Here is a 26,403-nt window from a genome sequence, read left to right as displayed (position 1 = left end):
GGGTCGCTGTGGCGCGGTGGTGACTGACGACAGCGCCATGCCCATGGCGCCCTGCTCGTTGCCGTGTGCCGGGCCGAGAGTCCGCTCTCGGAGACTTCTATTTGTCATGCACCTTGTGAACCACCTCCACCGCTGCTATCTATCAGTTAGGAAAGGTTCCTAACTGATAACGGCCTGGAGGCCCCCGTGAGACCAGTCCGCCTAGCAGCAACCCTCGCCACCGCGCTCGTCGCAGCCGTCGTCTCCGCCGCCCCGTCCGCCACCGCCACCGCGGCGCGCTCCGCCCCCGCGAACCCCGCCACCCCGCGCCCCGCCGCCGACTCCCCGGTCGCCGCCAACGGACAGCTCACCGTCTGCGGGACCAAGTTGTGCAACCAGAACGGCAAGGCCATCCAGCTGCGCGGCATGAGCAGCCACGGCACCCAGTGGTACGCGAACTGTCTGACCGACGGATCGCTCGACGCCCTCGCCGGGGACTGGAAGGCGGACGTCCTGCGCGTCTCCACCTACGTGCAGGAGGGCGGGTACGAGACCAACCCGCGCAAGTTCACCGACCTGGCCCACTCCCTCATCGAGAAGGCCACCGCGCGCGGCATGTACGTGATCGTCGACTGGCACATGCTCGACCCGGGCGACCCGCACTCCAACCTCGCCAAGGCGAAGACCTTCTTCACCGAGATCGCCCAGCGGCACAAAGGCAAGAACAACGTCCTGTACGAGATAGCCAACGAGCCCAGTGGCGTGAGCTGGAGCCGTATCAAGTCCTACGCCGAGCAGATCATCCCGGTGATCAGGAACATCGACGGCGACGCCCCGGTCCTGGTCGGCACCCGCGCCTGGTCGTCGTTCGGCGTCTCGGAGGACGGCAGCGAGACCGAGGTGGTCAACAACCCGGTGAAGGCCGGGAACATCATGTACACCTTCCACTTCTACGCGTTCTCGCACCGCGAGGAGTACCTGAACACGCTGTCCCGCGCCGCCGACAAACTCCCCGTGTTCGTCACGGAGTTCGGCACCCAGAACTACGCGGGCGAGGGCTCCAACGACTTCCCCATGTCGCAGAAGTACCTGGACCTGATGGCCTCGAAGAAGATCAGCTGGGTCAACTGGAACTTCTCCGACGACAACCGCACCGGGGCCGTCTTCAAGAGCGGCACCTGCAACGCGAACGGCCCCTGGACCGGCACCGGCTCGCTCAAGCCGGCCGGCACCTGGATACGGGACCGGGTGCGCAGCGCCGACGACTTCTGAGCGCGGGAGGAGGACCGGAGCGGGAGTCCCGGCCACCGCTCCGGCCTCCTCGACCACACCCCTTCACCTTCACAGCAGGTCCGTCAACCGCTGTACGCTGCGGCCGCCCTCTCGACGTACTCCCACAGGGATCAGCGCGGCACGGCCCGGCACCCGCACCCCACCCGTGAACGCCACGCGCGTACCCGCGCCTTCGGGCGCCGCCGCGACCCCGATCAGCAGGAACCGGCTCTGCAGCCAGCACCAGCCGGGCCGCCGCACCCCGCGCAGCCGCGCCCGCATCCCGTACTTGCTGTACGCCAGCGCCTCGACGCGCTCGCCGTTCCTGCTGATCACGCGCAGCCGCTCCATGTCGGGCACGACCTGGCCGAAGGAGCCCTCCAGGTCGTCGAGGAGCGCCCAGACCTGTTCGAAGGGGGCCTCCAGGTGTGCCTCGGTCACGTGGGCGCCCCGTACACCGGCGGCCAGGGCGCGCAGGCGGCGTACGGAGTCGAGGTCGGTGAGGGGCCAGGGCTCGGTCATGACGTCCACGCCTTCCGGAAGGTGTCGCGGGCCCGGTGCAGCCGGGACTTGACGGTGCCGGTGCGCACACCGAGCAGGGCGGCGGCGGTGCGCTCGTCGAGGCCCTCCACGTCCCGCAGCATCAGCACCGCGCGGTGCTCGGGGGAGAGCCGGTCCAGTACGTCCCTGATGTCGGCGGAGAGCTGGGGGTCGCCGCGGGCGGGCAACGTGCTCAGATCGGCCGGTACGGAGCGGGCGGAGCGGTGTGCCGTGCGGATCGCCTCCCGTACGGCGATGGCACGGACCCAGCCGCGCAGGGCGGCCGGGTCCTTCAACGTACGCAGCGACTTGAAGACCGCCACCAGGGCCTCCTGGGCCGCGTCCGGGCCCTGGTCGAGGGCGATGGGCGCGCAGATCCGGCCCACGTACGGGGCGAGGACGTCGAGGAGTTCGGCCATGGCGAGGGTGTCGCCGCGCTGGGCCGCCCGCACGAGCCGGAGGGTCCGGTCGTCGGAGCGGGCGGCGGGGCGTTCATCGGGCACGGGCCGTGTCCTTCCCCCGCGCCACGCGCAGGGCGGCGACGGCCAGGACGGCGCACAGCGGGGTGTAGAGGGTGAGGTTGAGCCAGTGGAAGGTGGTGCCGGTCTCCTTGGCGAACATCCAGTAGACGCCCGCCGCGGCACGCAGGGACAGGCCCGCTGCCACGGCGAGGGTGCCGAGGCGGAACAGCCGCCGGCCGGGGTGGCGGGAGCGGGCCAGGACGAACGCGGAGCCGGTGAGGAGCAGGGCGACGAGCGGCAGCAGGATCGGCGGCGTGAACGGCACTTCCGTGCCGAGCACCGCCTGCGACAGCGCCCGGTCGTCGGCCGCGGGCCACGTGGCCCCCGTCGTCCAGTACAGGTGGAAGGCGGCGTCCGCGGCGAGCACCGAGGCGACGAGGGCGGCGGCGCGTGTGGGTGCGGGCGTGTCGGGCTGGTACGACATGGGGTCCTCCTGGGGCGGCTGTGGGTTTCCGTCGCCCTGAGGAGGAGGCGTCCGCGCGAAACGTTCCCACGAAGTACGGCTTTTCTGAGAACCGGGGCCCGGGAACGGGGTGGCGGGGGTGGGGAACCCGGACGGGGGCCGGAGTCGTTCTCGTCCGTGAGCAGGGTGGGGTGGCCCGCCCTGCGACTACGAGGGACGAGGACGACGGATGAGTGAGAAGGCCCGGAAACTGTTCGAGGCGCTCGATCTCGATCACAACGGGACGCTGACCCGCGAGGAAGTGATCATCGCCCTGCGGACGAAGGGCCCGTCCCTGGCCGCCTCGGGCGATCTGCCGTTCTGGGGCCTGGGGGACACGGAGGACTCCTCGGCGCTCTTCGACGCCGCCGATCAGAACGGGGACGCGGTGCTGACCCTTGAGGAGTTCGCGGCGGTGGTGGACCGGCGTTTCGGCTGGCGCTGACAGAGGACCGGCGGTGGATGGGGAGTGCCTGGACCGGCCGGCGCGGGCCGGCCGGTCCAGGCGTCATGATCAGACGAGGCGTCCGGGCGTCATGATCAGACGAGGTGTCCGGGCGCCATGATCCGACGAGGCCGGGATCAGGCCAGGTCGAACCGGTCCAGGTCCATGACCTTGGTCCACGCCGCGACGAAGTCCCGTACGAACTTCTCCTTCGCGTCGTCGCTCGCGTAGACCTCCGCGAGCGCGCGCAGCTCGGAGTTCGAGCCGAAGACCAGGTCGGCGCGGGTGCCGGTCCACTTGACCGCACCGGACGCGTCGCGGGCCTCGAACTCGTCCTGCGCCTCGGACGTCGACTTCCACGTCGTGCCCAGGTCGAGCAGGTTGACGAAGAAGTCGTTGGTCAGCGTGCCCGGCTTGTCCGTGAGGACGCCGTGCTTGGACTGGGCGTGGTTGGCGCCCAGGACGCGCAGGCCGCCGACGAGGACGGTCAGCTCGGGCGCGCTCAGGGTGAGCAGGTTCGCCTTGTCGAGCAGCAGGTACTCGGCGGGCAGGCGGTTGCCCTTGCCCGCGTAGTTGCGGAACCCGTCGGCGGTCGGCTCGAGCGCGGCGAACGACTCCACGTCCGTCTGCTCCTGCGTGGCGTCCACACGGCCCGGCGTGAACGGCACCTCGACGGCGACGCCGCCGTCCTTGGCCGCCTGCTCGACGGCCGCGACACCGGCGAGCACGATCAGGTCGGCCAGCGAGACCTGCTTGCCGCCCGCGGAGTTGAACGACCCCTGGATGCCCTCGAGGGTGCGAAGGACCTGCGCGAGCGCGTCCGGGTTGTTGACCTCCCAGCTGCGCTGCGGCTCCAGGCGGACCCGGGCGCCGTTGGCGCCGCCGCGCTTGTCGCTGCCGCGGAAGGACGAGGCCGCAGCCCAGGCGGCGGAGACGAGCTGCGAGACCGTGAGGTCCGAGCCGAGGATCTGCTCCTTGAGCGACGTGATGTCCGCGGCGCCGATCGGCTCACCCGTGCGGGCGGGCAGCGGGTCCTGCCACAGCAGCTCCTCGGCGGGGACCTCCGGGCCGAGGTAGCGGACGACCGGACCCATGTCGCGGTGCGTCAGCTTGTACCAGGCGCGGGCGAAGGCGTCCGCGAACTCCTCCGGGTTCTCGTAGAAGCGCCGCGAGATCGGCTCGTAGACGGGGTCGAACTTCAGCGAGAGGTCGGTGGTGAGCATCGTGGGGAGCTGCTTCTTCGACGAGTCGAAGGCGTCAGGGATGATCGCCTCGGCGTTCTTCGCCACCCACTGGTTGGCGCCGGCCGGGCTCTGGGTGAGCTCGTACTCGTACTCGAAGAGGTTCTTGAAGAACAGGTTGCTCCACTGGGTCGGCGTCTCGGTCCAGGTGACCTCGAGGCCGGACGTGATGGCGTCCTTGCCGACACCGGTGTTGTACGAGCTCTTCCAGCCGAGGCCCAGCTGCTCCATCGGCGCGGCCTCGGGGTCGTTGCCGACGTTGTCCGCCGGGCCCGCGCCGTGGGTCTTGCCGAAGGTGTGGCCGCCGGCGATGAGCGCGACGGTCTCCTCGTCGTTCATCGCCATGCGGCGGAACGTCTCGCGGATGTCCCGGGCAGCGGCGATCGGGTCCGGGTTGCCGTTCGGGCCCTCGGGGTTGACGTAGATCAGGCCCATCTGGACGGCGCCGAGCGGGTTCTCCAGCTCGCGGTCGCCCGTGTAGCGCGCGTCGCCGAGCCACTCGGTCTCGGGGCCCCAGTACACGTCCTCCTCGGGCTCCCACACGTCCTCGCGCCCGCCGGCGAAGCCGAAGGTCTTGAAGCCCATCGTCTCCAGGGCGACGTTGCCGGTGAGGACCATGAGGTCGGCCCAGGAGATGTTCTGGCCGTACTTCTTCTTGACCGGCCACAGCAGTCGGCGGGCCTTGTCGAGGCTCGCGTTGTCCGGCCAGCTGTTGAGCGGCGCGAAGCGCTGCTGACCGGCACCGGCGCCGCCGCGGCCGTCGCTGATGCGGTACGTACCGGCGCTGTGCCAGGCCATGCGGATCATCAGCGGCCCGTAGTTGCCGAAGTCGGCGGGCCACCAGTCCTGCGAGGTGGTGAGCACCTCGGCGATGTCACGTTTGACCGCCGGGAGGTCGAGGGAGTTGAACGCCTCGGCGTAGTCGAACGTCTCGCCCAGCGGGTTGGCCACCGCGGGGTTCTTGGCGAGGATCTTCAGATTGAGCCGGTCCGACCACCACTGGCGGTTGCCGCCGCCCTGCGTGGGATGAGGGGCGCGGCCGTGCTGGACCGGGCATCCCTCTGTCTTGGCGTCGGTGACGATTGCGTCCGGGTTCTCAGCCATGGGAATCCTTTCGAACGGGTCGAACTGGGCGGATCGTGATGCTCGGAGAACTGCGCGGTGGAACGGTCGGGGCGCAAGCCCCGAAGGGTCGGGACGCGAACCCCGGAGGTCGGGACGCGAGCCCCGGAGGATGGCCATGGCCTCGTCGATCGAGACGGTGTCGTCGAACATGGTCAGGCGGTCGCACAGGGTCCGGTCCGGCGGGGCCGACGCCGAAACCTGTCCGATCCCTTGGTCATCGTCGGGTAACCGATCCTACGATGGACGGAGTCCAGGTCAAGAAGCTCAACTGATCCATATCCATTCGGATTCCGTACAGCTACCGGTAAACTCCGCGTACTCCACCGAGCCTGAATAGGTGAACGATATGAGCGACCTGCTGGAGCGGCTGCGAGGACGCGGCTGGCGAGTGACATCTCAACGGCGTGTCGTCGCCGAGGTCCTCGACGGCGACCACGTGCACCTGACGGCCGACGAGGTGCACGCGCGTGCGGCGCACCTGTTGCCCGAGATCTCCCGTGCGACCGTCTACAACACCCTGGGCGAGATGGTGTCCCTCGGCGAGGTCATGGAGGTCTCCACCGACGGCCGCGCCAAGCGCTACGACCCCAACGCGCACCACCCGCACCAGCACTTGGTCTGTTCAAACTGCGGCACCATCCGTGACGTCCACCCGACCGGCAGCCCACTGGCCGACCTCCCGCAGGACCAGCGCTTCGGCTTCACGGTGTCCGCGGCCGAGGTCACCTATCGCGGTCTGTGCCCGTCCTGCGCCTAGATCTCCGGTGCGTACGCGGATGTCTCACGCGCACCGAGATGTCCATCGTGCACCGGCGTCCCGCCGAGGGCGCGGGCGCCACGCGAGCACCACTTCACTGTGGCCGGAATAGACGTCCGAGGAGCGTTGCGTTCCGGTGATACTCGGGGCTGGGCAAACCGTCCCCCACCCCCTGTCCGGAGGCCCTGATGCCCCAGACCAGCGTTTCCACCACCGCCGTGCTCGACGCCTGGCTGTCGGGTGCGGAGAGCGCGTACGGCCAGAGCAATCCCGCGGGACCGCTGTACGTCGGCGGCACGGTCGGCGAGGCCGCGCTCACCGACGCGACCGACTCGCTGTACGGATTCTGTTCCAGCCCCAGTGGCTCGCTCGGCAGTTGGTGCTGCTGATCGTCCGGGGCGGTGAGCGAAGCGGCGCCGGAGAAGAGACCTGAGGCGGACTGGTTCGCCCGCCCCGTGCGGAACATCGCGCGGCCGTGGCGGGACGAACTGGCCCGCCGCCTTGGCGCGATCGACGCCTTGGGCAGGGCAGAACGGGACGTGGTGCTCGAGGCCGGCCACACCGCCCTGCTGCAGTCCTTGCACGCGAAGCTGTCCCGCCTGTTCCTGATCGAGCTGCACGCGTTGCGGATGGCGGCGGGAGGCGGGCGGGGCGGTGCGGCGCCCGACTCCGACACTCGGACGTGGGCCGCGTTCATCGAGCAGGCCGGCGAGGAGGGCTATCTCGACCGGCTGGCCGGCCGGTATCCGAGCCTCGGCGCCCGCGTCGCGTCGGTGGCGCGGCTTTCGGTGGCGGCGACCGCTGGTTTCGCCGGACGCCTCGCCGCGGACCGTGAACTGCTGCGGCCACTGCTCCAGGCGCCCGTGGGGGAGTTGCGGGATGTCGTGTTCGGGGCGGGCGACAGCCACCGGGGCGGACTTACGGTCAGCCGGGCCGACTTCGCCGGCGGCAGCGTCATGTACAAGCCCCGGCCGTCCGAGACGGACATCGCGCTGGGCGCCCTCCTCGACGAGCTGTACGCCGACTTCCCCGGTGCCCCCGCGCCCGCCGAGCGCATCCGGGTGCCGCGCACCCTGGCGCGCGACGGCTACGGCTGGGCCGAGTTCGTCGGCCACCGCTACTGCGCGGACGACGCCGAACTCGCCGCGTTCTACCGCAACGTCGGACACTGGCTGGCCGTCCTCCGCCTCACCGGCGGCACCGACATGCACGCCGAGAACATGATGGCCGCGGGCCCGGTGCCGGTGATCGTGGACGCCGAGACGCTCTTCGACGCCCCCGCGCCGTTCCCGCCCAGCGGCCGGGGCGACGCGGTGGACGTGGCCGCGGCGGCGATCCGCCGGACCGTGCTGCGTACGGGCCTGCTGCCGGTGCGGGGCACCGGCTTCGCGCTCGCGGGGGTGGACATCTCCGGCGTCGGCTCACTGCCCGGCCAGCAGCCGCTGATCCCCAACCCCGTGATCGCCGACGGCGGCACCGCCGCGGCCCGCTTCCAGGTCGACCTCGTCGCCATGCCCACCGCGGGCAACCACCCCAGCCCCACCCCGGTCCTGAGCGCGTACTGGGACCGGATCCTGGCCGGATTCCGCGAGATGACCGCGCACCTGCGCCGGGCCGGGACCGATCCGCACCGGCTCCTGAGCCGTTTCGAGGGCGCACGGGCGCGGCGGATCCTGCGGCCCACGCAGGCCTACGTCGAGATCGGCCGGATGCTGTGGCACCCCGCCTCCCTGCACGACGAGGCGGCGGCGGTCGAGCGGGCCCGCGACATCCTGCGGCGCAACGCCGAGGTGCTGCCCGGCGCGCCGACGGACCGCGCGGCCATCGACGCCGAGATCGCGGAGCTGCTGACCGGCGACGTACCGCTGTGCGGCTTCACCGTGGACGCCGCCGCGATCCGCGCCACGGTTGAGGACTGGCGCACCGCCGACCTGGCCCTTGAGGAGTCGGTGATCCAGGACGCGCTGGTCGGCGCGTACCTCAACGAGCGTTCGCTGCCCGCGCGCGTGCAGGCGGCCACTCGCGATCCGCACGCCCGCGACCGGGAGCGACGGCGCCGCGATCTTGCCGCGCAGATGGTGCGGCGGCTGTGCGACGGTGCGGTGCGCGGCGGCGACGGCACGGTCACCTGGATCAGCCCGGTCTTCACGCCCGCAGGGTGGTCCATCAGGGTGCTGCCCGCCGACCTCTACACCGGGCAGGGCGGAGTGGCTCTCGCGCTCGCGGAGTACGTCACCGAGGTGCGGGCAGGGCGGGCGGACGAGGTGGCCGGGGTCGCGGAGACGTGCGCGGGGGCGCTGCGGGTCCTGGCCGAAACGGAGGACCGTACGCCGACGCCGTCGGCCGGTGCGTTCAGCGGTGCCGCGTCGCAGGTGTGGACGTGGCTGGCGCTGCACCGCGTGCTCGGCGAGGACAGGTTCCTGGAGCGTGCCGCCGAGAGAGCCCAACTCCTCGACCCCTCCGGCCCGTTGGTCGCGGACGACGTCGAGGTGGACCTCCTCAACGGGGTGGCCGGAGCGGTCGTACCTCTGCTCAACTTGGCCGGGGCGACCGGCCAGGACCGCTGGCTCGATGCCGCCGCGCACATCGGCCGCCGCCTGGGCGGCCTTGCCGCACTCGACGCGAGCGGCGCCCGCTGGACGACCCGGCTCAACCCCGAGGGCATCGGCGGCTTTGCCCACGGCGCCACCGGGGTGGGCTGGACCCTGGCCAGGCTCGCCCTCAGCGACGCGGGCTCCGCGGCCGACCGGCACGACTGGACCGGCCTCGCCGAGCGGGCCTTCGCCTACCAGGAGTCCCTCTACCGGCCGGAGTTCGGCAACTGGCTGGACGTACGCGTCGGCGCCGAGGAGGACTTCTTCACCAGCTGGTGCCACGGCAGCGCGGGCATCGGCATCGGCATGCTGGACCTGCACCGGCGCACGGGCGATCCCGCACACCTCGACATGGCCCACCGCGCCGCCCGCGCCTGCGCGGCGGAAGGCTTCGGCTGGAGCCACACCCTGTGCCACGGCGACCTGGGCCTGTGGGAGTTCCTCACGACGCCGGGCCACGACGCCCCTTCGTCCCTCGACGCCCCTTCGTCCCTCGACAACCCTTCCTCCCTCGACGCCGAGATCCTCACGAGCCTCGAACAACGCGGCCCCGTAGGCGGCTTGGCCCGCGAAGCGTTCTCCCCCAGCCTCATGTCCGGCCTCGCGGGAGTCCTACACACCCTCCTCCGCATGCACCCGGACGCCGCCCTGCCGAATCCCCTGCTCCTCGACTGACTCACGTCGGCATGCGGATCCAAGTCGTCACGAGCGGCGGAACGCCACCCTCACCGAACCGTCGTCGTCACCCCGCAGAAGCCCCCACCCGTACCCCACAGCTCCCCCCGTCGGACAGGAACCACGCCACCTCCCGCCCCTCCTCCGCGACGGCGGTGCGGTCCGCGCGGGAGAAGCGGCGCAGTGGGGTGACGGTCACGGTGTCGGCGTCGACGCGCCAGGTCGCGGCGACGCGGCCGTCCACGAGGACGACGCGTTCGCCGGCGACCGACAGGCCGCGGTGGGCGTCGTCGATGATGCGGGCGCGGTACTGGTAGCCGAGGATCGCGTTGTCGAACGCCGGGAGGAACCGGACCGGGGCGGGGGTGTCGGGGTCGGGGCGCGGCGCGTCCGGCAGGTCGAGGAGTTCGCGGCCGTTCTCGTCGCGGAAGGAGACCAGTTCCCCGCGGAGGGCGGCCACCGCGGTCGGCAGCCCCGCGAGCCCGCACCACGCGCGCAGGTCGGCCGAGGTGGCGGGGCCGTACGCGGTCAGGTAGCGCCGTACGAGTGCCTGGCCGACCGGGTCGTCGGAGCCGTCGGGGGATGCCGGGTCGGCCTCCCGGCCCAGCCAGGAGGAGAGCGTGGCGTAACGCGCTCCTCCCTTGGTGCGCCACAGCCCGCGAGGCGGCATCTGCACCACCGGGATCAGGGCACCGATCAGCATTTCGCCCAGGGCCCGCGGCTCCCGCCCGGGCCAGCGCTCGGCGAGTGCCCGCGCCAGCTCGGTCATCGTGCGTGGCTCGCCGTCGGCGAGGACCTCCCGGCCCGCCGCGGCGAGTTCGTCGAGGTCGATCCCGGCGAGGTCGCCGCGGTAGACCCCCAGGACCCGCTGGCGCAGCATGGCGTCGTGGCGGGCCCGCCAGGCCAGGGCGTCCTCGGCGGTGACGAGGTGGACGGTGCGGCGCATGAGATGGGTCCGCACCACGCGCCGCCCGGTGAGCAGGTCCGAGAGCACCGGCGCGTCGAAGCCGCGCAGCCGCGACCAGAGCCCCACGAACGGCTCCTGCGGTTCCTGCGCCTGCAGGCCGCCGAGGTGCGTCACGGCGTCGAGGGCGGGTATGTCGGCGCGCTCCAGCAGCAACTGCCGCGCCAGCGTGGCGCGGTTGAGCGCCCGGTTGTCCAGAACGGTCATCGGGTCACCCTCGCCATCGGTTCCGTCCTTCCGCGGTCAGGAGCCGTCGTATTCCACGACGACGTCCAGGACCCAGGTGACACCGAACCGGTCCTTGAGCATGCCGTACAGGGGCGCCCACTGCGCGGGCCCCAGCGGCTGCAGGACGGTCGCGCCGTCGGAGAGCTTCTCCCAGTACGCGGTGATCTCTTCGGGGGTTTCGCCGCGCAGCGAGATGAAGAACGCGTTCTCGCCCCGGTTCCACGGCAGACGCGAGGGCACGTCGTACGCCATCACGCGAAAGCCGTTGCCCGCGGCCACCTGGCCCCACATCACCTGGTCCGCCTCGGACGGCTCCTGGACGTTCCCCGCGTCCTTGTACGTGACCATGACGGCTTCCCCGCCGAACACGGACTGGTAGAAGGTGAGCGCCGCACGGGCGTCACCGCGGAAGTTCAGGTGGGGCACGGCGTTGACGGACATGATGGCTCCTCGCCTCTGGATCGACCGGCCCGACGGGTCCGGTCTGCTCTTGGTGTCCGCTGATCACAGTGGCAGGAGATGCGGACAGGTTGTGACCGCTACTCGGGGCACGGTGGGGTGACGCCGGACGGAAAGTTCACCGACCGCCGACGCGGGTCACGCGTCCCGCCGACGCGGGTCACGCGTCCGCGACCCAGCTCCCGTGGAAACCCAGCGGCACCCGCCCCGGCAGCTGAATGCGGGCCAGCGGACGGCCGGTGAAGTCCTGTGCCGAGAGGATCACCAGGTCGGTCGCGCCCCGGTCGGGGTCGTTCACGTACGACAGGATGTAGCCGTCGTCCTCGTCGCGCGCACCGCGGCGCGGCACGAACACCGGCTCGCTGGCCGCCGCGCCCTTGGGGAAGCGGTGCACCTGCTGACTGCCGCGCAACATGTCGTGCTTCACCAGGCAGTTGGTGAACTTGTCGTCCGGCGGCACTCCGTCGACGGTCTCGTACGCACGCCACATCTCCGCGGCGCTCGCCGTGTATCCGAAGCGGTGCCGGCGCGACACCCGGGCTTCGTTGACGCGCGGGAACTCCTGTGGGCGGTCGTCGATGCGGGCACTGCCGACCCGGCCCGCGCGCAGGTCGATCGTCCAGCGGTCGAGCGCGGGCGCGCCCGTCGCGGAGGGGCCGCCGCTGCCCCGCCCGGCCGCGTAGAAGGGGGCGGGCATGGAGGAGAAGTCCACGACCACCGTGTCGCCCTGGTCATAGGCGTTGAGGGTGTGCGAGTAGTACACCGGGTCGACCTCGAACCAGCGGGTCGTGCCGCCCGTCCGCGGCAGCACGCCCACCCGCATCGGGTGCTTGTCGTTCCAGATGTAGGGGACAACCGCGCCCGCCTCGGCGGCCTCCGCGTCGAACGTGATCGGCACGTCCACGATCACCACGTACTTCTGGGTGAGCGCGAAGTCGTGCATCATCGGCGCGTCCGCCACCGGGATCTTGGTGCTCCGCGCGACCCGGCCGGTCCGGTCGATCATGAGGTGTCGTACGTGGTCCCAGGTCGGGTAGTACGTCACGGCGTGCAGCTCGTCGGCCACCGGGTCGTACTTGGTGTGCGCGGTGAAGGCGCCCCGCAGCGTGGAGCGGAAGTCGTGGGGACGTACCGTGTTGAGCTCGCCGTCCAGCTCGTACAGCAGCGGCCCGCCCTCCTGAAGCGCCAGAATGCGTCCCTTGTACGGGATCACGTGCGTGTTGCACGCGAAGTCGTCCGGCGGCACCTCGCCCGGATACCGCTCGCCCAGCTTCTTCGCCACCTGCGACGAACGCACCCACCGGTTGCGGTACCACTCGGCGCGCCCGCCGCGCAGCCGCACCCCGTGCACCATGCCGTCGCCCAGCATCCAGTGGTGTGCCCGCACGTCCTCGAGGCCGAGGGCGTTCGGGCCGGTGCGCAGGTAGCGGCCGTCCAGGTCGCGCGGCACGCGGCCGGTCACCTTCAGGTCGAAGGCGGTCAGTTCCTCGGTGACCGGGGCGAAGGCTCCTTCCAGGAAGGGCAACGCGCCCTTTCCGGCGCCCGTGGTCTTTCCCGACGCCCTGCCCGCTGCCGTGCGCGTCGCCGCCTCCGCCGTCGTGGCCTGCGCCGCCGGGGCGAACCGGCCGCCGAGCCCGAGGCCCCCGGCCACGCCGGTCGCCGCCGCGAGCGTCGCACCCCGCAGAATCGTCCGCCGCGTATGACTGGTCATCATGTCTCCCCGTTGGTCTCGTCGATCGCCCGGCGCCGGGGCCGGACCGTTCGCTGGTGACAGGAAGAATCCTGCGCCGCCGCGGGCCCCGGGTCAGGAGGCCTGGGACCCGGGTTGAGGTGGCGTCAGCACCACCCCCGTGCCGTGGTGCCGGGGCCATGAACCCGGGCGCGGAACGGCGTGGATATCCTGCTGCTCCCGGGCCCACGCGGCACCAAGTCGGCGGTGGCGCCCAGGATTTCCGGAATTTTCCGGAATCGCGACGAGTGTGCTGCCGCACCCGTCCGGCGTGGCAGGACCGGCCCGGGGGTAGTACCTCCGCACACTCGGGGAACTTGCGTACAGTGTGCGGTGACCGTACGTTGTGCATTGCATCGCACGCTGTTTGGTCGGGCGCGGGCAGCGCGCCGACGGGGAGGAAGAGGAAGCCCGATGGAACGCAACGCACCCTCGGGTGAACCTTCGTCAGAGGCGGTCGCCCCGACCTCGGATCCGGACCCGACCCCGGACCCAGGTCCCGCTCCGACTCCGGACACGGATTCCGCCTCAGACCCCGCGTCGGACGCGCCGTCGACCTCCGAAGCCTCCCCGGCGGCGGTCGCCCCCGGCCCGGGGACGGCCTTCGTGCGCTTCGTGCTCTGCGGAGGCGGCATAGGCATCGCGTCCAGCTTCGCGGTCGCGATGCTCGCGGGATGGATGCCGTGGGCACTGGCCAACGCGGTCATCACCGTCGTGTCGACGATCATCGCCTCGGAACTCCACGCGCGCTTCACCTTCGGAGCGGGCGGGCGCTGCGGACTCCGCGGCCACCTCCAGTCCGCGGGCACGGCCGCGGCCGCGTACGTCGTGACGAGCGCCGCCATCTTCATCCTGCACTCGACGCAGAGCGCGCCGAGCGCGATGCTCGAGCAGATCGTCTACCTCTCGGCGTCCGCGCTCGCCGGCGTGGGGCGCTTCGTGGTGCTGCGGCTGTTCGTCTTCGCGGCCGGCAAGCGGCACGCCCTCGCGGCGGCGGGCCCGCACCTCAAGAAGAAGGGGGCCGACGTTCAGGTGCACGTCAAGGTCACCGATCGCGGTGTGGAGTGGTCGTACACGTGGGAGACCGGAGAGGGCTCCGAGCGGATCACCGGAGAGGGCTCCGGCCTGATCTCCGGCCGGACGTACGGATGGAAGCCGGTCCGGGACCTCGCGTTCGACGCGTGAGCGCCGACGGGCGGCGAGGAGCGCACGCGCCCCTCGCCGCCCGCTAAGGCTGCCTCTTGGCTACCTGCTGCTGGGCGCTATCCGCCCAGCACCGGATAGTGGTCGGACAGATTGGTGTACGTGTACTCCTTGCCCCAGCTCGACACCGTCCAGGGAGCGCTGGTCTCCTTGACGACGTCGTTGCGCCAGCCGGCGGGACGGGCGTGGCCCTGGCGGTGGAGCACGTAGTCGAGGTCCTCGCGGGGGTCGTCGGGGTAGCGCTCGGCGGCGATGGAGTTGTCCTTCGTGTCGAAGGAGTACGGGTGCCCGGTGCGCGCGTCGGCGGACGCGAGGCCGGCGTCGCCGAGCATCGACGCGTACTCGCCGCTGTGCCGGTCGACGTTGAAGTCGCCCGCCACCAGGACCTGCTCGTTCGCCGGGATCTTCTTGGCGTCGAGGAAGGCGTCGAGCTCCTTGAACTGCTTGGCGCGGGTGGCGGCCGCCTCACCGGCGCCGCAGCCGGGGTCGGTGGACTGGGCGTGGGTGCCGACGACGTGCACCTTGGTGCCGCGCACGTCGAGGACGGCGTAGGCGAAGCCCTTGTTGGAGTGGTAGTCCGATCCGCAGGCGTCCTTGTAGACGTACTGCTCCTTGCGGACGATCGGCCACTTGCTGAGCACGGTCACACCGCCGTCCTCCGGCGTGACCGAGGAGTAGGCGCCACCGGTGGCGTCCCAGCCGCTCTTGGACCGGCCCACGACGGGCGTCTGGTGCGGGTACTCGCCCCTGGCGTGCTGCTGAAGGGCATCGGAGGAGGAGTTGTCGAAGGCCTCCTGGAGGACGACGACGTCATTGCCCCGGAAGAACCCGGCGGCGGGGATCGCCTTGGCGCGGTGGTCCTGGCCCCAGTTCGGGTACAGCGTCTTGCTGAACAGGAAGGCGTTGTACGTGAGCACCTTCAGGCGCGGGGTGGCCTCGGCGGCCGAAGCGCCGGGCGCCGTGGCGGCCAGCGTCGCCGTCGCGGCCAGCACCACGCTGACGGCTCCGACCGCGTACGTACGCGGCGTGGGGTGGGGCATGGAGGATCTCCCTGTGGGGGTGGGGACGGTTCCGGCCAAACGCACCGGCGCCCGTCATCCAAGGCACCGCGGGTTACGCCCAGGTGGCGCGCACGTGATGATCACTTGATGCGTCATCACACTTCGGGCGCAGATCCTTACTTCTAGAGGGCTTACTGGAGGTCTTGCTAGAGGTCTCGAGGGGTCAGCGCAGGTCGAGGCGCATCAGGATTCGGGGGTGGCCTGCGAGGACCGATGTGGTGTCGGCGGTGTGGGTGAAGCCTGCTCGTTCGAAGTTTTTGCGGAGGCCTGGGTACGCCATCGTCAGGTCTACGCGGGCGGTGCCGTTGTCCAGGGGGTAGGCCTCCAGCGCGGGGGCGTCGTTGGCGCGGGCGAAGGCGATCGCTCCGGTGATCAAGGCGTGGGAGATGCCCTGTTTGCGGTGGCCGGGGCGTACGCGGATGCACCACAGGGACCAGACCGGCAGGTCGTCGACGTGGGGGATCTTGCGGTTGCGGGCGAAGGAGGTGGCCGAGCGCGGGGCCACCGCCGCCCAGCCGACCGGGTCGTCGCCGTCGTACGCGAGTACTCCCGGAGGGGGTTGCTTGCCGCACAGCTCGGATACGTACTCGCCTCGGGCCGGGCCGCGCAGCTCCTTGTTGAGCTTGGAGGGGATGCGGTAGCTCAGGCACCAGCAGACGTTGGCTGTGGGCGACTTCGGGCCGAGCACGGCGCGGACGTCCTCGAAGGTCGAGGCCGGGCGGACTTCGATGACCATGGGGTCACGATCCCATGGAGTACGGCCCGCTCACGGCAGCCCGGGGGAGGTCGCCGTGATCAAGTAGTCGACGACGTCCTCCAGGCGGGTCCTGCGGTCATGGGCGCGGCGTTGTCGGTGGGCGCCCGTTCCGTTGCCCCGCAGCCACGCCCATCCTTCTCGTACGTTCTCCAGGTCCCCGCTCCGTTCCAGTGCCGGGCGGACGTGGGCGAACAGCAGGTCGGCCAAGGCCTCGGCCGGCAGGGGGCGGGCGGAGTGTGCGTCGAAGCCCTGGCCGGTCAGGCCGTCGCGGGCGGCGCGCCAGTACGCGGCGCGCAGGACCTCCGGCGAGGGATTCGGTGCCTGGTCTCCGGCTCGCACGGCGTGCAGCGCTGTGGCCACCAAGGCCCGTACCAGCGCCGCGTACACGATCGTCTCGTCGGCGGTCGTCAGCGCGTCGGCCACCCGCACTTCGAGGGTGGGGACATGTGCTGACGGCCGAACGTCCCAGTAGAGCCCACCCGGGTCCATGACCGCCCCGGAGGCGTGCAGCCGGCCGACCAGCTCGTCGAAGTGCGCCACGGACTCGAAGTACGGCGGCGGCCCGGCGATCGGCCAGCGGGCCCAGGACAGCGTGCGCCAGCTCGCGTAGCCGGTGTCGCGCCCGGCCCAGTAGGGGGAGTTCGCCGTGAGGGAGACGAGGACGGGGAGCCACGGCCGCAGGTGGTTGCTGACCTTCAGGGCGAGGGCGCGGTCCGCAAGGCCGATGTGGACGTGGCAGGCGCCCGCGCACTGCTCGTCGTCGAGGGCCCGGAACACCTCCAGGCTGCGGGCGTACCGGGGTGCGGGCGTGAGCGGCAGCGGCAGTACGTCGCCGAGCACCGGTGACCCGGACGAGACCACGGCAAGACCTTGCTGCGCGGCGGCGCCGAAGACGGCCCGCCTCATCTCCCGTATCTCTTCGGCGAGTTGGGAGAGCTCGGCGTGCGGCCGCGTCCTCGCCTCGATCTGGAAGCGGGTGATCTCGTCCCCGACCCGTTCCGCACCCAGCCGCTTCGCGGCGACCGACGCCACGGCGTCGGCGCACGAACGCACGGCCCGCGACGCCGGGTCGACGACGAGGTACTCCTCCTCCACCCCGATCGTCAGTTGTCCGTCACTCCGCATGAGCGCGAGCTTCTCACGACGGACACAGGGGGTCACCCGGGCCTCACACCGTATGAGTAGCCCGCGGTCGCCGGTTGATGACGTCGCGTCAGGCGAATGCGCGACAGGCCGGGCGCGGGTCGTGGACGGGCGCCGTCCGCTGACCGATGCTCTCGCCCATGCCCTCGTACAAGATCCCGCGCCGCCTTCCCGCCGTCCGCCTCACCGTCACGGCCACCGCCGCCGCGTGGGCGATGGCGCTGGGAGGAGCCGCACCTGGCGCCCTCGCCGTGGAGAGCGGCGCGCCCGCGGACACCGCCGCCGACCGCGCCCACCGGGACTTCCTCGATCACGGACCCGGCATCGGCGTCATGACCGCCGCTCACCGGGGACAGTGGCGCGAGGCGCCCGAGAACAGCATCCCCGCGATCCGGGAAGCCTTCGCGGACGGCGCCGAGATCGTCGAGGTCGACATCAGGCTGACCAAGGACGGCGTCCCCGTCCTGATGCACGACGAGACCGTCGACCGCACCACCGACGGCACCGGTCGCGTCGGCGACCTCACGTACGCTCAACTCCGCGCCCTGCGCCTGCGCGAGGGCCTCGGCGGACGTCAGACGGCACTCACCGCCGACCGCGTCCCCACGCTCGCCGAGGCGATGACGGCCGCCCGGACCCACGGGCTCGTCAACCTCGACCAGGTCTGGCAGCACCGCGAGGCCGTCTGGCGGGTCCTGGAGGCGACCGGGACCGTGCGCAACGGCCTGTTCAAGTCCCGGGCGCCGGTGACCGAGGTGAAGGCGTTCCGTACGCGTCACCCCGGCGCGCTCTACATGCACCTCGTCGACGACGCCAACGCCACCTCCGTGGCGGAGTTCGGGAACGACCGGCCGCCCGCCTTCGAGGTCGTCTTCGACGAGGTCGGCGACACCGTGGCCGGCGCCGCGTTCCTTCGAGGGCTGCGGGCGACGAGCCGCGTGTGGATCAACGGCATGCGGGACGGCCTGGCCGCCCGGTACACGGACGAGGCCTCGCTCATCGCCCCGGCCCGCGGCTGGGCCACGCTCATCGGCGGCTACGGGGCGTCGATCATTCAGACCGACAACGTCGAGGCGCTGGAGACGTACCTCGCCACCGGGGCGGCGGGCGCGGTTCCGACCGGCGCGGTACGCATCCAGGGGGAGGAGCACGTCCTGGGCGGCGAGGGAGTGGCGTACCACGACATCGACGCCGGGAACCGCGGGGACGGGCCCGGGCGGTCCGGCGAGGACGTCGACGTGTGCGACCACGACGGCGCGGTCGCGGTGTGCTGGATGCGCGGCTCGGAATGGCTGACGTACGCGGTGGACGTGCCGCGGTCCGGGAGCTACGCCCTGAAGGCCCGGGTGTCGTCGCCGTACTCGCCCGCCGGGACCTACCGGCTCGCCTTCGACGGCGGCGCGCCCGGCGCGGCCGTGCGTGTCGCCAACACGACGGGGCACCATGCCTTCGCGCTCCAGGCCGGCGGAGTGACACGGACGCTGGAGCGCGGCCGGCACACCCTGCGGCTGTCCCTCGACGCGGACGCCTTTCAGAACTGGAACCTGGACTATCTCCAGCTAGAGCCTGTTACCGCCCCTGGTGAATGACGGTGTCCGGGTGGTCGCCGTCCGGCCGCGGCGGCGCCCACCCACCCGCACGCGGTGCTACTCGAAGCGCGTGGCGTCGCCCGCCCCGCGACGTACGATCTCGGTCTCGCCGCCGGAGAAGTCGATGACCGTGGTGGGCTCCGTGCCGCAGTCGCCGGAGTCGAGCACGGCGTCCACCAGGTGGTCGAGGCGCTCCTTGATCTCCCAGCCCTGCGTCATCGGCGTGTCCTCGTCGGGCAGGAGGAGCGTGCTGGAGAGCAGCGGCTCGCCGAGTTCCGCGAGGAGGGCCTGGGTGACGGCGTGGTCGGGAATCCGGACGCCGACCGTCTTCTTCTTGGGGTGAAGGAGTTGGCGCGGGACCTCCTTCGTCGCGGGCAGGATGAAGGTGTAGCTGCCGGGCGTCGCCGCCTTGATCGCGCGGAACACGTCATTGTCGATGTGCACGAACTGCCCCAACTGCGCGAAGTTCTCGCACACCAGGGTGAAGTGGTGACGGTCGTCCAGGTTCCGGATGCTCCGGATCCGGGCGATCCCGTCACGGTCGCCCAACTGGCATCCCAGGGCGTAACAGGAGTCCGTCGGATACGCGATGAGCGCGCCGGACCGGATGCTGTCCGCCACGCTGCTGATGGTGCGCCGCTGGGGGTTCTCGGGGTGCACGTCGAAGTACTTCGCCATCCGGTGAGTGTAGGCGTGGTCCGGCGTGGCTGATGAGGTGGACGGGGCCGAGTCGGTGTCGCGGGTCGGCCGGTCGCAGGGTGCGGGTCACAGAGGTCGGGTCACAGGGAGCGGTTGAACTCCAGCCTGTTGGCGAAGTTCTCGTAGCCGGACCTGGTGAACGCCTTCGCCATCGCCGTGTTCGCCGCGTCGCAGTCCCCGAGGATCTCCTGCGCGCCGTTGGCGGCGAGGATCCGGGTGCCGCGGACCACGGCCGATCCCGCGTACCCCTTGCCGCGGTGGGCGGGTGCGACACCGATGAAGCCGATCACGGGCACACTGGGATTCTCCGCGGGCAGACTGATCACGGCGGGCGTGCCGTCCGCGTCGTGGCCGAGCTCCCACCATTCCGGTTCGTGGCGCAGCGAGGCCGTCTGCTCGAAGATCTTCTCGGCCGCCCGCCGTGCCCCGTACTGCTCGACATCGGCGGTCAGCCGGGCATCCGCCGTATCGGCCAGCAGCTCCTCCAGTACGTCGATGAACGGACCGGGGCCGAGATCGGCCAGGGAGCGGAACGTCAGCCGGGGGTCGTCGGACGGCAGTTCAGCAGGCACCCGCAGCCTGAACCTCCGCCCGTCGCGGAGCACCCGGAAGCCGGAGTTCCGCAGCAGTGCGCTCCGGCGCTCCGGGTCCAGCTGGAACTGCGGGGCCTGCGCGGGCGAGTCGACGACGTGGTCCAGCTCGTCCGCGCCGAGCTCCCGCGCCTTGGCGGCCGCGGCGTCGAGCAGCGCGGCCCCGGTGTCGTCCCGGCCTGCCGGAGCCTCGAACAGGACGAAGGCGTACGGAGTCTCCTCGCCCGGCAGGGTCCACAGCACCACGCTGCCCACCGGCCGCCCGTCGCCGTCCTCGGCCACCAGGCACCACTCGGGCCGGGTGCACTTCGTGTCGAGCAGCTTGCCGAGGTACGCGCGGGTCGCCGCGTTGCGCTCGGTGTCCTCGGGATGTTCGAGCAGGGCGGGAAGTTCGTGGGGGCGGGCGGCACGGATAGACGTCACAAGCGAAGCCTTCGCGGAAGAGGGCGGAGATGATGCACGTGGGCGGGGATTCACGGGGTGGGGATGCAGGGGGCGGGGATTCATGAGGTGGGGATGGTGCGCATACGCCCTGTGAACCTAGCTTCCGGCCCGCGGCGGGACGAGTGATTTACGGCCCGGCGGTGACGCCCGACTGGACGGCGAGGAGCGCGAGACGGATGCGGTTGTCGCACCGGGTCTTGGTCATGAGATTCGCCACGTGCGTCTTGACGGTGGTCACCCCGAGGTGGAGCCGATCGCCGATCTCCTTGTTCGAAAGGCCCTCGCCCAGCAGACCGAGTACGTCGCGCTCGCGCGGCGTCAGGCTCGCGGGAAGGGGCGTGGAACCCGGAGCCGCCGGCGGGCCGTCCGCGCGCAGCGCCCGTGTGACCAGGCGGTCGAGGGCGGCCCTGCTGAAGGGAGCCTCGCCCTGTGCGGCACGGCGTACGCCGTCCAGGAGTTGCGCCGGGGGAGTGTCCTTCACCAGGAACCCGCAGGCCCCGGCGGCGAGCGCCGGGTACAGGTGATCGTCGTCGTCGAACGTCGTCAGCGCCACGACGCGGACGGCGGGACGGGCCGCCGTGATCCGGCGGGTGGCGGTGATGCCGTCGACGCCCGGCATGCGCAGGTCCATCAGGACCACGTCGGGGGTGAGGCGTTCGGCCAGACGCACCGCCTCCGCGCCGTCAGCGGCCTCGCCCACGAGGTCGATGTCCGCGGGCTGCTCGAAGAGCATGCGCAGGCCCATGCGTACGAGGTGTTGGTCGTCTACGACGAGGAGGCGGATCACAGGAGGGCCTCTCGCATGTCGGCGGACGCGGGTGACGCCATACCCGGCGCGGAGTGTGACGGTACGTCCGATGCCATGCCCGGCGCGGCGGGCAGTTCCGCGCTCAGGTGCCATCCGCGCCCGGCAGGCCCCGCCTCCAAGCGGCCGCCGAGGAGCTGCACGCGTTCGCGCATGCCGATCAGACCGTGACCGGAGGGACCCGGTACCGGGTCCCGGGGCGGACGGCCCGCGCCGTCGTCGTCGACCGTGACCCGCACCGCGCCGTCACCGGCCACGCGGACGGACAGCTCCGCGTGCGCGCCCGCACCGGCGTGCCGGGCCGCGTTGGCGAGGCCCTCCTGCACCAGACGCAGCACGGCGAGCCCACGGGCGGTGTCGATCCGCTCCAGCTCCCGCTCGTCCACCTCGGCGCCGACCGTCAGGCCCGAGCGGGCGCTCTGCTCGACGACCGACGCCAGTGCCGTGGCCAGCGCCCCGGGGGACAGCAGCGGCGAGGCGTCGGGGTCGACGCTGTCGGGGTCGCGCAGGACCGCCACGAGGCGCCGCAGGTCGGCCAGGGCGGCGCTGCCGCTGGCGTGCAGATCGTCGAGTACGGCCGTCATACGCGGGTCGGCCGCGCCGTCCGTGCCCGTGCCTGCGTCCGCACCCGCACCTGTTCCCGCTCCTGGAAGGACATGGCGCGCGACGCCCACCCGCAACACCATCGACGACACATGATGGGCCACCAGGTCGTGCAACTCCCGTGCTACAGCGGCCCGTTCGGCGGCCCGAGCGGCCAGGAGCCGCTGCTCGGCGCGCGCCTCCTCCAGCGTGACGCGCTCATGGGCGCGCCGCGCGGCTTCCCGTACGCCCCGTACGTACGCGCCGAACAGCAAGGGCACGCCCGCCACGACGCCCATCTTGTAGAGCACGGACGGCAGTTCCGCGGGCAGGTCGGTGATGCGGTTCGCGAGCACGGCGCACGCCAGGGCGCCGGCCGCCACGACGGGCCGCCGCCCCGGTGTCCGTACCGACAGTTCGAAGAGGGTGAGCGCGGCAAGCACCTTCAGGGCCGCCACCGGGTCGGCGCCCGAGGCGTGCGCGGCCACCACCAGGACCGGCAGGGCGAGCGCCGCCCCGAACAGCCATCTGGTCCCCGCCGCGCACAGCACGAGTCCGGCCGCGGCGAACCCCCAGTCCGCCGCTCCGGACGGCCGTTGGACCAGGAGCAGATCGCCGAGGAGCGCGCCCGCGATCACCCACACCCGTACAGCGGCGTACTTCTCGTCGAAAACCGGCTCCACCCACGATCGTTTCACGACCTCACGATATGCGGCGCTACCGCGCACCCGGCTCCTGCCGTGGGAGGAGGCCGCCTCCTCCCACCAGCCGCTTCACCGGCCCGGAGACGGAAGCGGCCCGCCCGGACGCGCTGACAGCGTGGCCGGCATGAACGCATCCGGCACGAACGCACACGACACCACCCGGCGCTCCCTCCTCGGCGGCGCCGCCGCCCTCGGCCTCGCCTCCCTGACCCTCGACGGCACCGCGCACGCCACGGAGTCCGCCTCCCGCCGCCGCGCCCGCGGCCGCTTCGCGGGTACCTCGGTCCTCATCACGGGCGCCACCTCCGGCATCGGCGAGGCGACCGCGCGCGCCTTCGCCGCCGCGGGCGCGCACGTCGGATTCTGCGGTCGGCGCGCGGAGTTGGGGCGCAAGGTCGAGCGTGAGATCCGCGCCGCCGGAGGCGAGGCCACGTACGTACAGGCCGATGTGCGCGAGGCCGAGCAGGTCCGCACCTTCGTGGACCGGATCGCCCAGCGCTACGGCGGCATCGACGTGGCCTTCAACAACGCCGGCGTCGGCAGCGCCAAGCTGCCCCACGAGATGACCGTCGAGGAGTGGGACGACGTGCAGGCCACCAACGCCCGCGGGGTGTTCCTCGCCCTCAAGTACGAGATCCCGCACATGCTCAAGGCGGGCCGCGGCATCGTCATCTGCACCTCGTCGTCGGCCGCCGAGCAGGCACGGCCGAACGGCGGCGCGTACACGGCGAGCAAACGTGCCGTGCAGGGCATCGTGAAGTCCGCCGCCCTCGCGTACGGACCCAAGGGCATCCGCGTCAACGCCGTCCTGCCCGGCACCACCGACACCGCCTTCGTCCGGCCTCCGGGCATCCCCGACGCGGACTGGGCCCAGTACAAGAAGGCCTTCGGCCCGCTGAACATCGACGGCCTGGAGCGCATGGCCGAACCCGACGAGATCGCCCGCGCCGTACTCGCCCTGGCCTCCGACGACTTCCCCTACATGACCGGCGCCTCGGTCGCCGTGGACGGCGGAAGCACGGCGGGCCGGAAGATGATCCGGCCCGGCGGGGCGTGACGACCGGGGACGTCAGTCGGGCTCCCGCGCGATCACCGTGTCCGCGGGGCCGAACGTGACCGTGATGTCGAGGCCGCCCTCCGGGCCGGGGTGAGCGGTCACGGGTGCGCCGTGGGCGTCGGCGACCGCGGCGACGATCGACATGCCGAGGCCGTGGCCGTCCGGGGTTCCCGTGCGGGTCTCGAAGCGCTGGAAGGGCTGGAAGAGTGCTTCGACGCGCTCGTGCGGGATCTCGGGTCCGCTGTTCGTCATCCGCAGCACGGGCCGCCCGTCGCTCACCCCCGTGTGGACCCGGATCCAGCCGCCGGGCACGTTGTGGCGTACCGCGTTGCTGACGAGGTTCGTCACCAGGCTCTCCAGCAGGCGAGGGTCACCGGCCGTGCGCGCCGGGCCCAACGACCGCTCGACGCGCGGATCGTCGGGCGCCTGCTCATGCAGGACGGCCACCACGAGTGCCGCCAGGTCGACGGGCTCGCGGCGCTGGAGACCGCGCTGGCCGCGGGCGAGGGTGAGGAGTGCCTCGATGAGGTGTTCCTGGCGCTCGCCCGTGGCCAGGAGGCGTTCGCACACGGCGCGCAAGGACCCCGCGTTCGCCGCCGGGTTGGCGAGCGCGACCTCGATCATGGCGCGTTGGAGGGTGAGCGGGGTGCGAAGTTCGTGCGACGCGTTGGCGACGAAGCGCTTCTGCGTGGTGAAGGCGGTGTCGAGGCGTGCGAGCAGGCCGTCGATGGTGTCGCCGAGGTCCTTGAGCTCGTCGTCCGGGCCGCCGACCGCCAGGCGTTCGTGGAGGTTGCGCTCGGAGATGCGGCGCGCCTTGTCGGCCATCGTGCGGACCGGACGCAGCGCCCGGCCCGCCATCAGCCACCCCAGCGCCACGGACACCGCCGACATCAGAGCGAGCGCGATCCCGGACTGCGTGAGCAACTGCTCCAGCATCGCCTCCCGCTGCGCGCCCGGATCGGGGAGCGGGCCGAAGTCGTCGGGCAGCCAGGGGGTTGAGCCAGGTGAGGTCGTCTTCCGGATGATCTGCGGTTTGCGGGTGGCCACGAGTACGTACGTGACGATGAGCAGCGCCGCGCCCGACGCCAGGAACAGCGCGCCGTAGAGCAGCGTCAGACGCAGCCGTACGGTCCAGCGGAAGCGGCGCGGCGGGCGTACCGGCTCTCGACGCGGTCGCGGACGGCCTGCTCTACAGCGGCCTGCCGCGTGGCGAGCGACGCCGGCTCGCGGAGGACGCCCTGCGCCGGGTGGGCCTCGGTGAACGCCTGTACAACGAGCCGCATCAGCTCTCCGGCGGGGAGAAGCAGCGCGTGGCGATCGCGCGGGCCGTCCTCGGCGACCCGGCGCTGCTCCTCGCGGACGAACCGACGGGCGCGCTCGACTCGCGCTCGGGGGAGGTGGTCATGGACCTCCTGCGCGAACTGCACCGGGCGGGCACGACGGTCGTGGTCATCACCCATGACCGGGACATCGCGGCGTCGCTGCCGCGCGAGGTGCGTATCAAGGACGGGCGGATCGAGCACGACTCTGCCGTCGACGGTCACAACTCCCACGTCGTGGAACGGGTGAGTTCATGAGCACCGCGACACGACCCCGGCCGAAACCGGCCCGCCTGAGCCCGGCGGACATGGTGCGGACCGGTGGCTCGGGCCTGCGCTCGCGCCCCATGCGCGTGTTCCTCTCCGCTCTCGGCATCGCCATCGGTATCGCGGCAATGATCGGCGTCGTAGGCATCTCCACCTCAAGCCAGGAGGAACTGGACCGCAAAATGGCCGCGCTGGGCACCAACTTGCTGACGGCGGCGCCCGGCCAGTCCTTCAGCGGCGGCGCGGCCCATCTGCCCGACGAGGCCGTCGAGATGGCTGCCGCCATCGAGGGCGTGGAGTCCGTCTCGGCGATCGGCAAGACGGACGCGAAGGTGTACCGCAACGACCACGTGCCCAAGGAGGTGACCGGCGGCATCGGCGTGTTCGCGGCACGCACCGACCTGCCGCGAACGGTGGGCTTGGACGTGGTCGACGGCCGTTGGCTGAACGCGGCCACCTCCCGCTTCCCGGCGGTGGTCCTCGGGGCGAGGGCCGCCGAACAGCTCGGCGTCCACGAGGCGGACCCGGAGGCCCAAGTGTGGCTCGGCGAACGGTGGTTCACGGTCGTGGGCGTCCTCGCCGCGAACGAACTCGCCCCCGAACTCGACTCGGCCGCGCTCGTCGGCTGGCCCGCCGCCGAGAAGGAACTGGACTTCGACGGATACGCGACGACGGTGTACGCGAGGGCGGACGAGCCGTCGGTGCACGACGTACAGGAGGTCCTGGGCGCGACCGCGAACCCGGAGAACCCCAACGAGGTGAACGTCTCCCGCCCCTCCGACGCGCTCGCGGCCAAGCAGGCCACGGACGACACGCTGTCCGGCCTGCTCCTCGGCCTGGGCGCGGTGGCGCTCCTGGTGGGCGGCGTCGGCGTGGCCAACACGATGGTCATCTCCGTCCTGGAGCGGCGAGCGGAAATCGGTCTGCGCCGTTCCCTCGGCGCGACCAGAGGCCAGATCCGTACCCAATTCCTCTGTGAATCCCTGCTGTTGTCGGCCCTCGGCGGCCTGGGCGGCGTCGTACTCGGCATCACGGTGACGGCGGGCTACGCCGGATACCAGGGCTGGCCGACGGTCGTCCCGCTGTGGGCGATGGCGGGTGGCGGGCGTGGGCGCCACGCTGGTGATCGGGGGCCTGGCGGGCTTCTATCCGGCGGTGCGGGCGGCGCGGCTTCCGCCCACGGAGGCGTTGGCGGCGGCTTGAGGGGTGGCC

Annotated in this window: 23 protein-coding genes and 2 pseudogenes; 10 read left to right on the top strand and 15 right to left on the bottom strand. The window is 71.8% G+C overall.

The window, feature by feature from the left end:
* Positions 1 to 186 precede the first annotated feature (186 nt).
* Positions 187 to 1,251, top strand: a complete 1,065-nt coding sequence (locus tag IEY91_RS17595) for a glycoside hydrolase family 5 protein (protein WP_189174697.1) — start codon at positions 187 to 189, stop codon at positions 1,249 to 1,251.
* A gap of 69 nt (positions 1,252 to 1,320) precedes the next feature.
* On the opposite strand, the gene IEY91_RS17590 is transcribed toward IEY91_RS17595, so the two are convergent.
* Genes IEY91_RS17590 through IEY91_RS17580 form a run of 3 tightly spaced genes read right to left on the bottom strand, consistent with a single transcriptional unit; the run spans position 1,321 to position 2,736 of the window.
* On the bottom strand, positions 1,321 to 1,773 hold the full coding sequence (locus IEY91_RS17590; protein ID WP_189174696.1) for an SRPBCC family protein: 453 nt from the start codon (positions 1,771 to 1,773) through the stop codon (positions 1,321 to 1,323).
* Entirely contained in the window at positions 1,770 to 2,294 is a 525-nt protein-coding gene (locus IEY91_RS17585; protein ID WP_189174695.1) for an RNA polymerase sigma factor, read from the bottom strand. Before IEY91_RS17585 ends, IEY91_RS17590 begins: the two co-directional genes overlap by 4 nt.
* On the bottom strand, positions 2,284 to 2,736 hold the full coding sequence (locus IEY91_RS17580) for a DUF3995 domain-containing protein (RefSeq protein WP_189174694.1): 453 nt from the start codon (positions 2,734 to 2,736) through the stop codon (positions 2,284 to 2,286). The genes IEY91_RS17585 and IEY91_RS17580 overlap by 11 nt, the downstream gene beginning before the upstream one ends.
* A 208-nt stretch (positions 2,737 to 2,944) precedes the next feature.
* Here IEY91_RS17580 and IEY91_RS17575 point away from each other — a divergent pair, with 208 nt between their 5' ends.
* Entirely contained in the window at positions 2,945 to 3,199 is a 255-nt protein-coding gene (locus IEY91_RS17575; RefSeq protein WP_189174693.1) for an EF-hand domain-containing protein, read from the top strand.
* 137 nt (positions 3,200 to 3,336) lie between these two features.
* Here IEY91_RS17575 and katG read toward each other — a convergent pair whose 3' ends face one another.
* Positions 3,337 to 5,544: a catalase/peroxidase HPI gene (gene katG, locus IEY91_RS17570; RefSeq protein WP_189174692.1), complete on the bottom strand. Its 2,208-nt coding sequence runs from the start codon at positions 5,542 to 5,544 to the stop codon at positions 3,337 to 3,339.
* 367 nt (positions 5,545 to 5,911) lie between these two features.
* Here katG and IEY91_RS17565 point away from each other — a divergent pair, with 367 nt between their 5' ends.
* The 3 genes from IEY91_RS17565 (at position 5,912) to IEY91_RS17555 (ending at position 9,591) form a co-directional block, all read left to right on the top strand.
* On the top strand, positions 5,912 to 6,322 hold the full coding sequence (locus IEY91_RS17565) for a Fur family transcriptional regulator (RefSeq protein ID WP_164327677.1): 411 nt from the start codon (positions 5,912 to 5,914) through the stop codon (positions 6,320 to 6,322).
* A 188-nt stretch (positions 6,323 to 6,510) separates the two neighbouring features.
* The gene (locus IEY91_RS17560; RefSeq protein WP_189174691.1) at positions 6,511 to 6,711 is read left to right on the top strand and encodes a DUF6229 family protein; all 201 of its coding nucleotides are present in this window, start codon (positions 6,511 to 6,513) and stop codon (positions 6,709 to 6,711) included.
* A gap of 12 nt (positions 6,712 to 6,723) precedes the next feature.
* Complete coding sequence (locus IEY91_RS17555) at positions 6,724 to 9,591, top strand: type 2 lanthipeptide synthetase LanM family protein (protein WP_189174690.1); 2,868 nt, start codon at positions 6,724 to 6,726, stop codon at positions 9,589 to 9,591.
* Between the two features lie 67 nt (positions 9,592 to 9,658).
* Here IEY91_RS17555 and IEY91_RS17550 read toward each other — a convergent pair whose 3' ends face one another.
* From IEY91_RS17550 to IEY91_RS17540, 3 genes are all read right to left on the bottom strand, one after another.
* Positions 9,659 to 10,762, bottom strand: a complete 1,104-nt coding sequence (locus IEY91_RS17550; protein ID WP_189174689.1) for a winged helix DNA-binding domain-containing protein — start codon at positions 10,760 to 10,762, stop codon at positions 9,659 to 9,661.
* 36 nt (positions 10,763 to 10,798) lie between these two features.
* Positions 10,799 to 11,224, bottom strand: a complete 426-nt coding sequence (locus IEY91_RS17545; RefSeq protein ID WP_189174688.1) for a VOC family protein — start codon at positions 11,222 to 11,224, stop codon at positions 10,799 to 10,801.
* A 178-nt stretch (positions 11,225 to 11,402) separates the two neighbouring features.
* A complete protein-coding gene (locus IEY91_RS17540; RefSeq protein ID WP_373287967.1) occupies positions 11,403 to 12,956 on the bottom strand; it encodes a carotenoid oxygenase family protein in 1,554 nt (517 codons plus the stop codon).
* 621 nt (positions 12,957 to 13,577) lie between these two features.
* Here IEY91_RS17540 and IEY91_RS42655 point away from each other — a divergent pair.
* Positions 13,578 to 14,156 (top strand): GtrA domain-containing protein, encoded by a 579-nt coding sequence (locus IEY91_RS42655; protein WP_373287966.1) that lies wholly within the window; start codon positions 13,578 to 13,580, stop codon positions 14,154 to 14,156.
* A gap of 77 nt (positions 14,157 to 14,233) precedes the next feature.
* Here IEY91_RS42655 and sph read toward each other — a convergent pair whose 3' ends face one another.
* The 3 genes from sph to IEY91_RS17520 form a co-directional block, all read right to left on the bottom strand.
* Positions 14,234 to 15,214, bottom strand: a complete 981-nt coding sequence (gene sph, locus IEY91_RS17530) for a sphingomyelin phosphodiesterase (RefSeq protein ID WP_189174687.1) — start codon at positions 15,212 to 15,214, stop codon at positions 14,234 to 14,236.
* A gap of 184 nt (positions 15,215 to 15,398) precedes the next feature.
* Positions 15,399 to 15,971, bottom strand: coding sequence for a GNAT family N-acetyltransferase (locus IEY91_RS17525; RefSeq protein ID WP_189174686.1), 573 nt, complete (start codon positions 15,969 to 15,971; stop codon positions 15,399 to 15,401).
* A 30-nt stretch (positions 15,972 to 16,001) separates the two neighbouring features.
* Complete coding sequence (locus IEY91_RS17520) at positions 16,002 to 17,117, bottom strand: carboxylate-amine ligase (protein ID WP_189174685.1); 1,116 nt, start codon at positions 17,115 to 17,117, stop codon at positions 16,002 to 16,004.
* A gap of 158 nt (positions 17,118 to 17,275) precedes the next feature.
* Here IEY91_RS17520 and IEY91_RS17515 point away from each other — a divergent pair, with 158 nt between their 5' ends.
* Positions 17,276 to 18,724: a glycerophosphodiester phosphodiesterase family protein gene (locus IEY91_RS17515; RefSeq protein WP_229697040.1), complete on the top strand. Its 1,449-nt coding sequence runs from the start codon at positions 17,276 to 17,278 to the stop codon at positions 18,722 to 18,724.
* A gap of 57 nt (positions 18,725 to 18,781) precedes the next feature.
* On the opposite strand, the gene IEY91_RS17510 is transcribed toward IEY91_RS17515, so the two are convergent.
* The 4 genes from IEY91_RS17510 to IEY91_RS17495 form a co-directional block, all read right to left on the bottom strand.
* A complete protein-coding gene (locus IEY91_RS17510; protein WP_164327687.1) occupies positions 18,782 to 19,402 on the bottom strand; it encodes an L-threonylcarbamoyladenylate synthase in 621 nt (206 codons plus the stop codon).
* Positions 19,403 to 19,503: 101 nt separating this feature from the next.
* The gene (locus IEY91_RS17505) at positions 19,504 to 20,436 is read right to left on the bottom strand and encodes a GNAT family N-acetyltransferase (RefSeq protein WP_189174683.1); all 933 of its coding nucleotides are present in this window, start codon (positions 20,434 to 20,436) and stop codon (positions 19,504 to 19,506) included.
* Positions 20,437 to 20,584: 148 nt separating this feature from the next.
* Complete coding sequence (locus IEY91_RS17500) at positions 20,585 to 21,244, bottom strand: response regulator (protein ID WP_189174682.1); 660 nt, start codon at positions 21,242 to 21,244, stop codon at positions 20,585 to 20,587.
* The gene (locus IEY91_RS17495; RefSeq protein ID WP_229697039.1) at positions 21,241 to 22,542 is read right to left on the bottom strand and encodes a sensor histidine kinase; all 1,302 of its coding nucleotides are present in this window, start codon (positions 22,540 to 22,542) and stop codon (positions 21,241 to 21,243) included. Before IEY91_RS17495 ends, IEY91_RS17500 begins: the two co-directional genes overlap by 4 nt.
* A 130-nt stretch (positions 22,543 to 22,672) precedes the next feature.
* On the opposite strand from IEY91_RS17495, the gene IEY91_RS17490 reads away from it, so the two are divergent.
* Positions 22,673 to 23,605 (top strand): SDR family NAD(P)-dependent oxidoreductase, encoded by a 933-nt coding sequence (locus IEY91_RS17490; RefSeq protein WP_189174681.1) that lies wholly within the window; start codon positions 22,673 to 22,675, stop codon positions 23,603 to 23,605.
* 12 nt (positions 23,606 to 23,617) lie between these two features.
* On the opposite strand, the gene IEY91_RS17485 is transcribed toward IEY91_RS17490, so the two are convergent.
* Entirely contained in the window at positions 23,618 to 24,652 is a 1,035-nt protein-coding gene (locus IEY91_RS17485) for a sensor histidine kinase (RefSeq protein ID WP_229697038.1), read from the bottom strand.
* Positions 24,653 to 24,750: 98 nt separating this feature from the next.
* Here IEY91_RS17485 and IEY91_RS17480 point away from each other — a divergent pair.
* Both IEY91_RS17480 and IEY91_RS17475 read left to right on the top strand, forming a co-directional pair.
* A pseudogene (locus IEY91_RS17480) lies at positions 24,751 to 25,182 on the top strand (ABC transporter ATP-binding protein); the annotation flags it as partial.
* Positions 25,179 to 26,394, top strand: a pseudogene (locus IEY91_RS17475) (ABC transporter permease). The pseudogenes IEY91_RS17480 and IEY91_RS17475, both read left to right, overlap by 4 nt.
* The last annotated feature ends 9 nt before the right edge of the window (positions 26,395 to 26,403 follow it).

Origin of the sequence: Streptomyces lasiicapitis (genome assembly GCF_014646335.1) — a bacterium.
In the GTDB taxonomy this organism is placed as follows: Bacteria; Actinomycetota; Actinomycetes; order Streptomycetales; family Streptomycetaceae; genus Streptomyces; species Streptomyces lasiicapitis.
This window is presented reverse-complemented; position numbering and strand designations above follow the sequence as displayed.

What these genes read in the sequence shown, in the direction of transcription:
- IEY91_RS17590 (WP_189174696.1), bottom strand. Translation starts at nt 1,773, where the DNA reads ATGACCGAGCCCTGGCCCCTCACCGACCTCGACTCCGTACGCCGCCTG.
- IEY91_RS17580 (WP_189174694.1), bottom strand. Translation starts at nt 2,736, where the DNA reads ATGTCGTACCAGCCCGACACGCCCGCACCCACACGCGCCGCCGCCCTC.
- IEY91_RS17575 (WP_189174693.1), top strand. Translation starts at nt 2,945, where the DNA reads ATGAGTGAGAAGGCCCGGAAACTGTTCGAGGCGCTCGATCTCGATCAC.
- katG (WP_189174692.1), bottom strand. Translation starts at nt 5,544, where the DNA reads ATGGCTGAGAACCCGGACGCAATCGTCACCGACGCCAAGACAGAGGGA.
- IEY91_RS17565 (WP_164327677.1), top strand. Translation starts at nt 5,912, where the DNA reads ATGAGCGACCTGCTGGAGCGGCTGCGAGGACGCGGCTGGCGAGTGACA.
- IEY91_RS17560 (WP_189174691.1), top strand. Translation starts at nt 6,511, where the DNA reads ATGCCCCAGACCAGCGTTTCCACCACCGCCGTGCTCGACGCCTGGCTG.
- IEY91_RS17550 (WP_189174689.1), bottom strand. Translation starts at nt 10,762, where the DNA reads ATGACCGTTCTGGACAACCGGGCGCTCAACCGCGCCACGCTGGCGCGG.
- IEY91_RS17545 (WP_189174688.1), bottom strand. Translation starts at nt 11,224, where the DNA reads ATGTCCGTCAACGCCGTGCCCCACCTGAACTTCCGCGGTGACGCCCGT.
- IEY91_RS17540 (WP_373287967.1), bottom strand. Translation starts at nt 12,956, where the DNA reads ATGATGACCAGTCATACGCGGCGGACGATTCTGCGGGGTGCGACGCTC.
- sph (WP_189174687.1), bottom strand. Translation starts at nt 15,214, where the DNA reads ATGCCCCACCCCACGCCGCGTACGTACGCGGTCGGAGCCGTCAGCGTG.
- IEY91_RS17525 (WP_189174686.1), bottom strand. Translation starts at nt 15,971, where the DNA reads ATGGTCATCGAAGTCCGCCCGGCCTCGACCTTCGAGGACGTCCGCGCC.
- IEY91_RS17520 (WP_189174685.1), bottom strand. Translation starts at nt 17,117, where the DNA reads ATGCGGAGTGACGGACAACTGACGATCGGGGTGGAGGAGGAGTACCTC.
- IEY91_RS17515 (WP_229697040.1), top strand. Translation starts at nt 17,276, where the DNA reads ATGCCCTCGTACAAGATCCCGCGCCGCCTTCCCGCCGTCCGCCTCACC.
- IEY91_RS17510 (WP_164327687.1), bottom strand. Translation starts at nt 19,402, where the DNA reads ATGGCGAAGTACTTCGACGTGCACCCCGAGAACCCCCAGCGGCGCACC.
- IEY91_RS17490 (WP_189174681.1), top strand. Translation starts at nt 22,673, where the DNA reads ATGAACGCATCCGGCACGAACGCACACGACACCACCCGGCGCTCCCTC.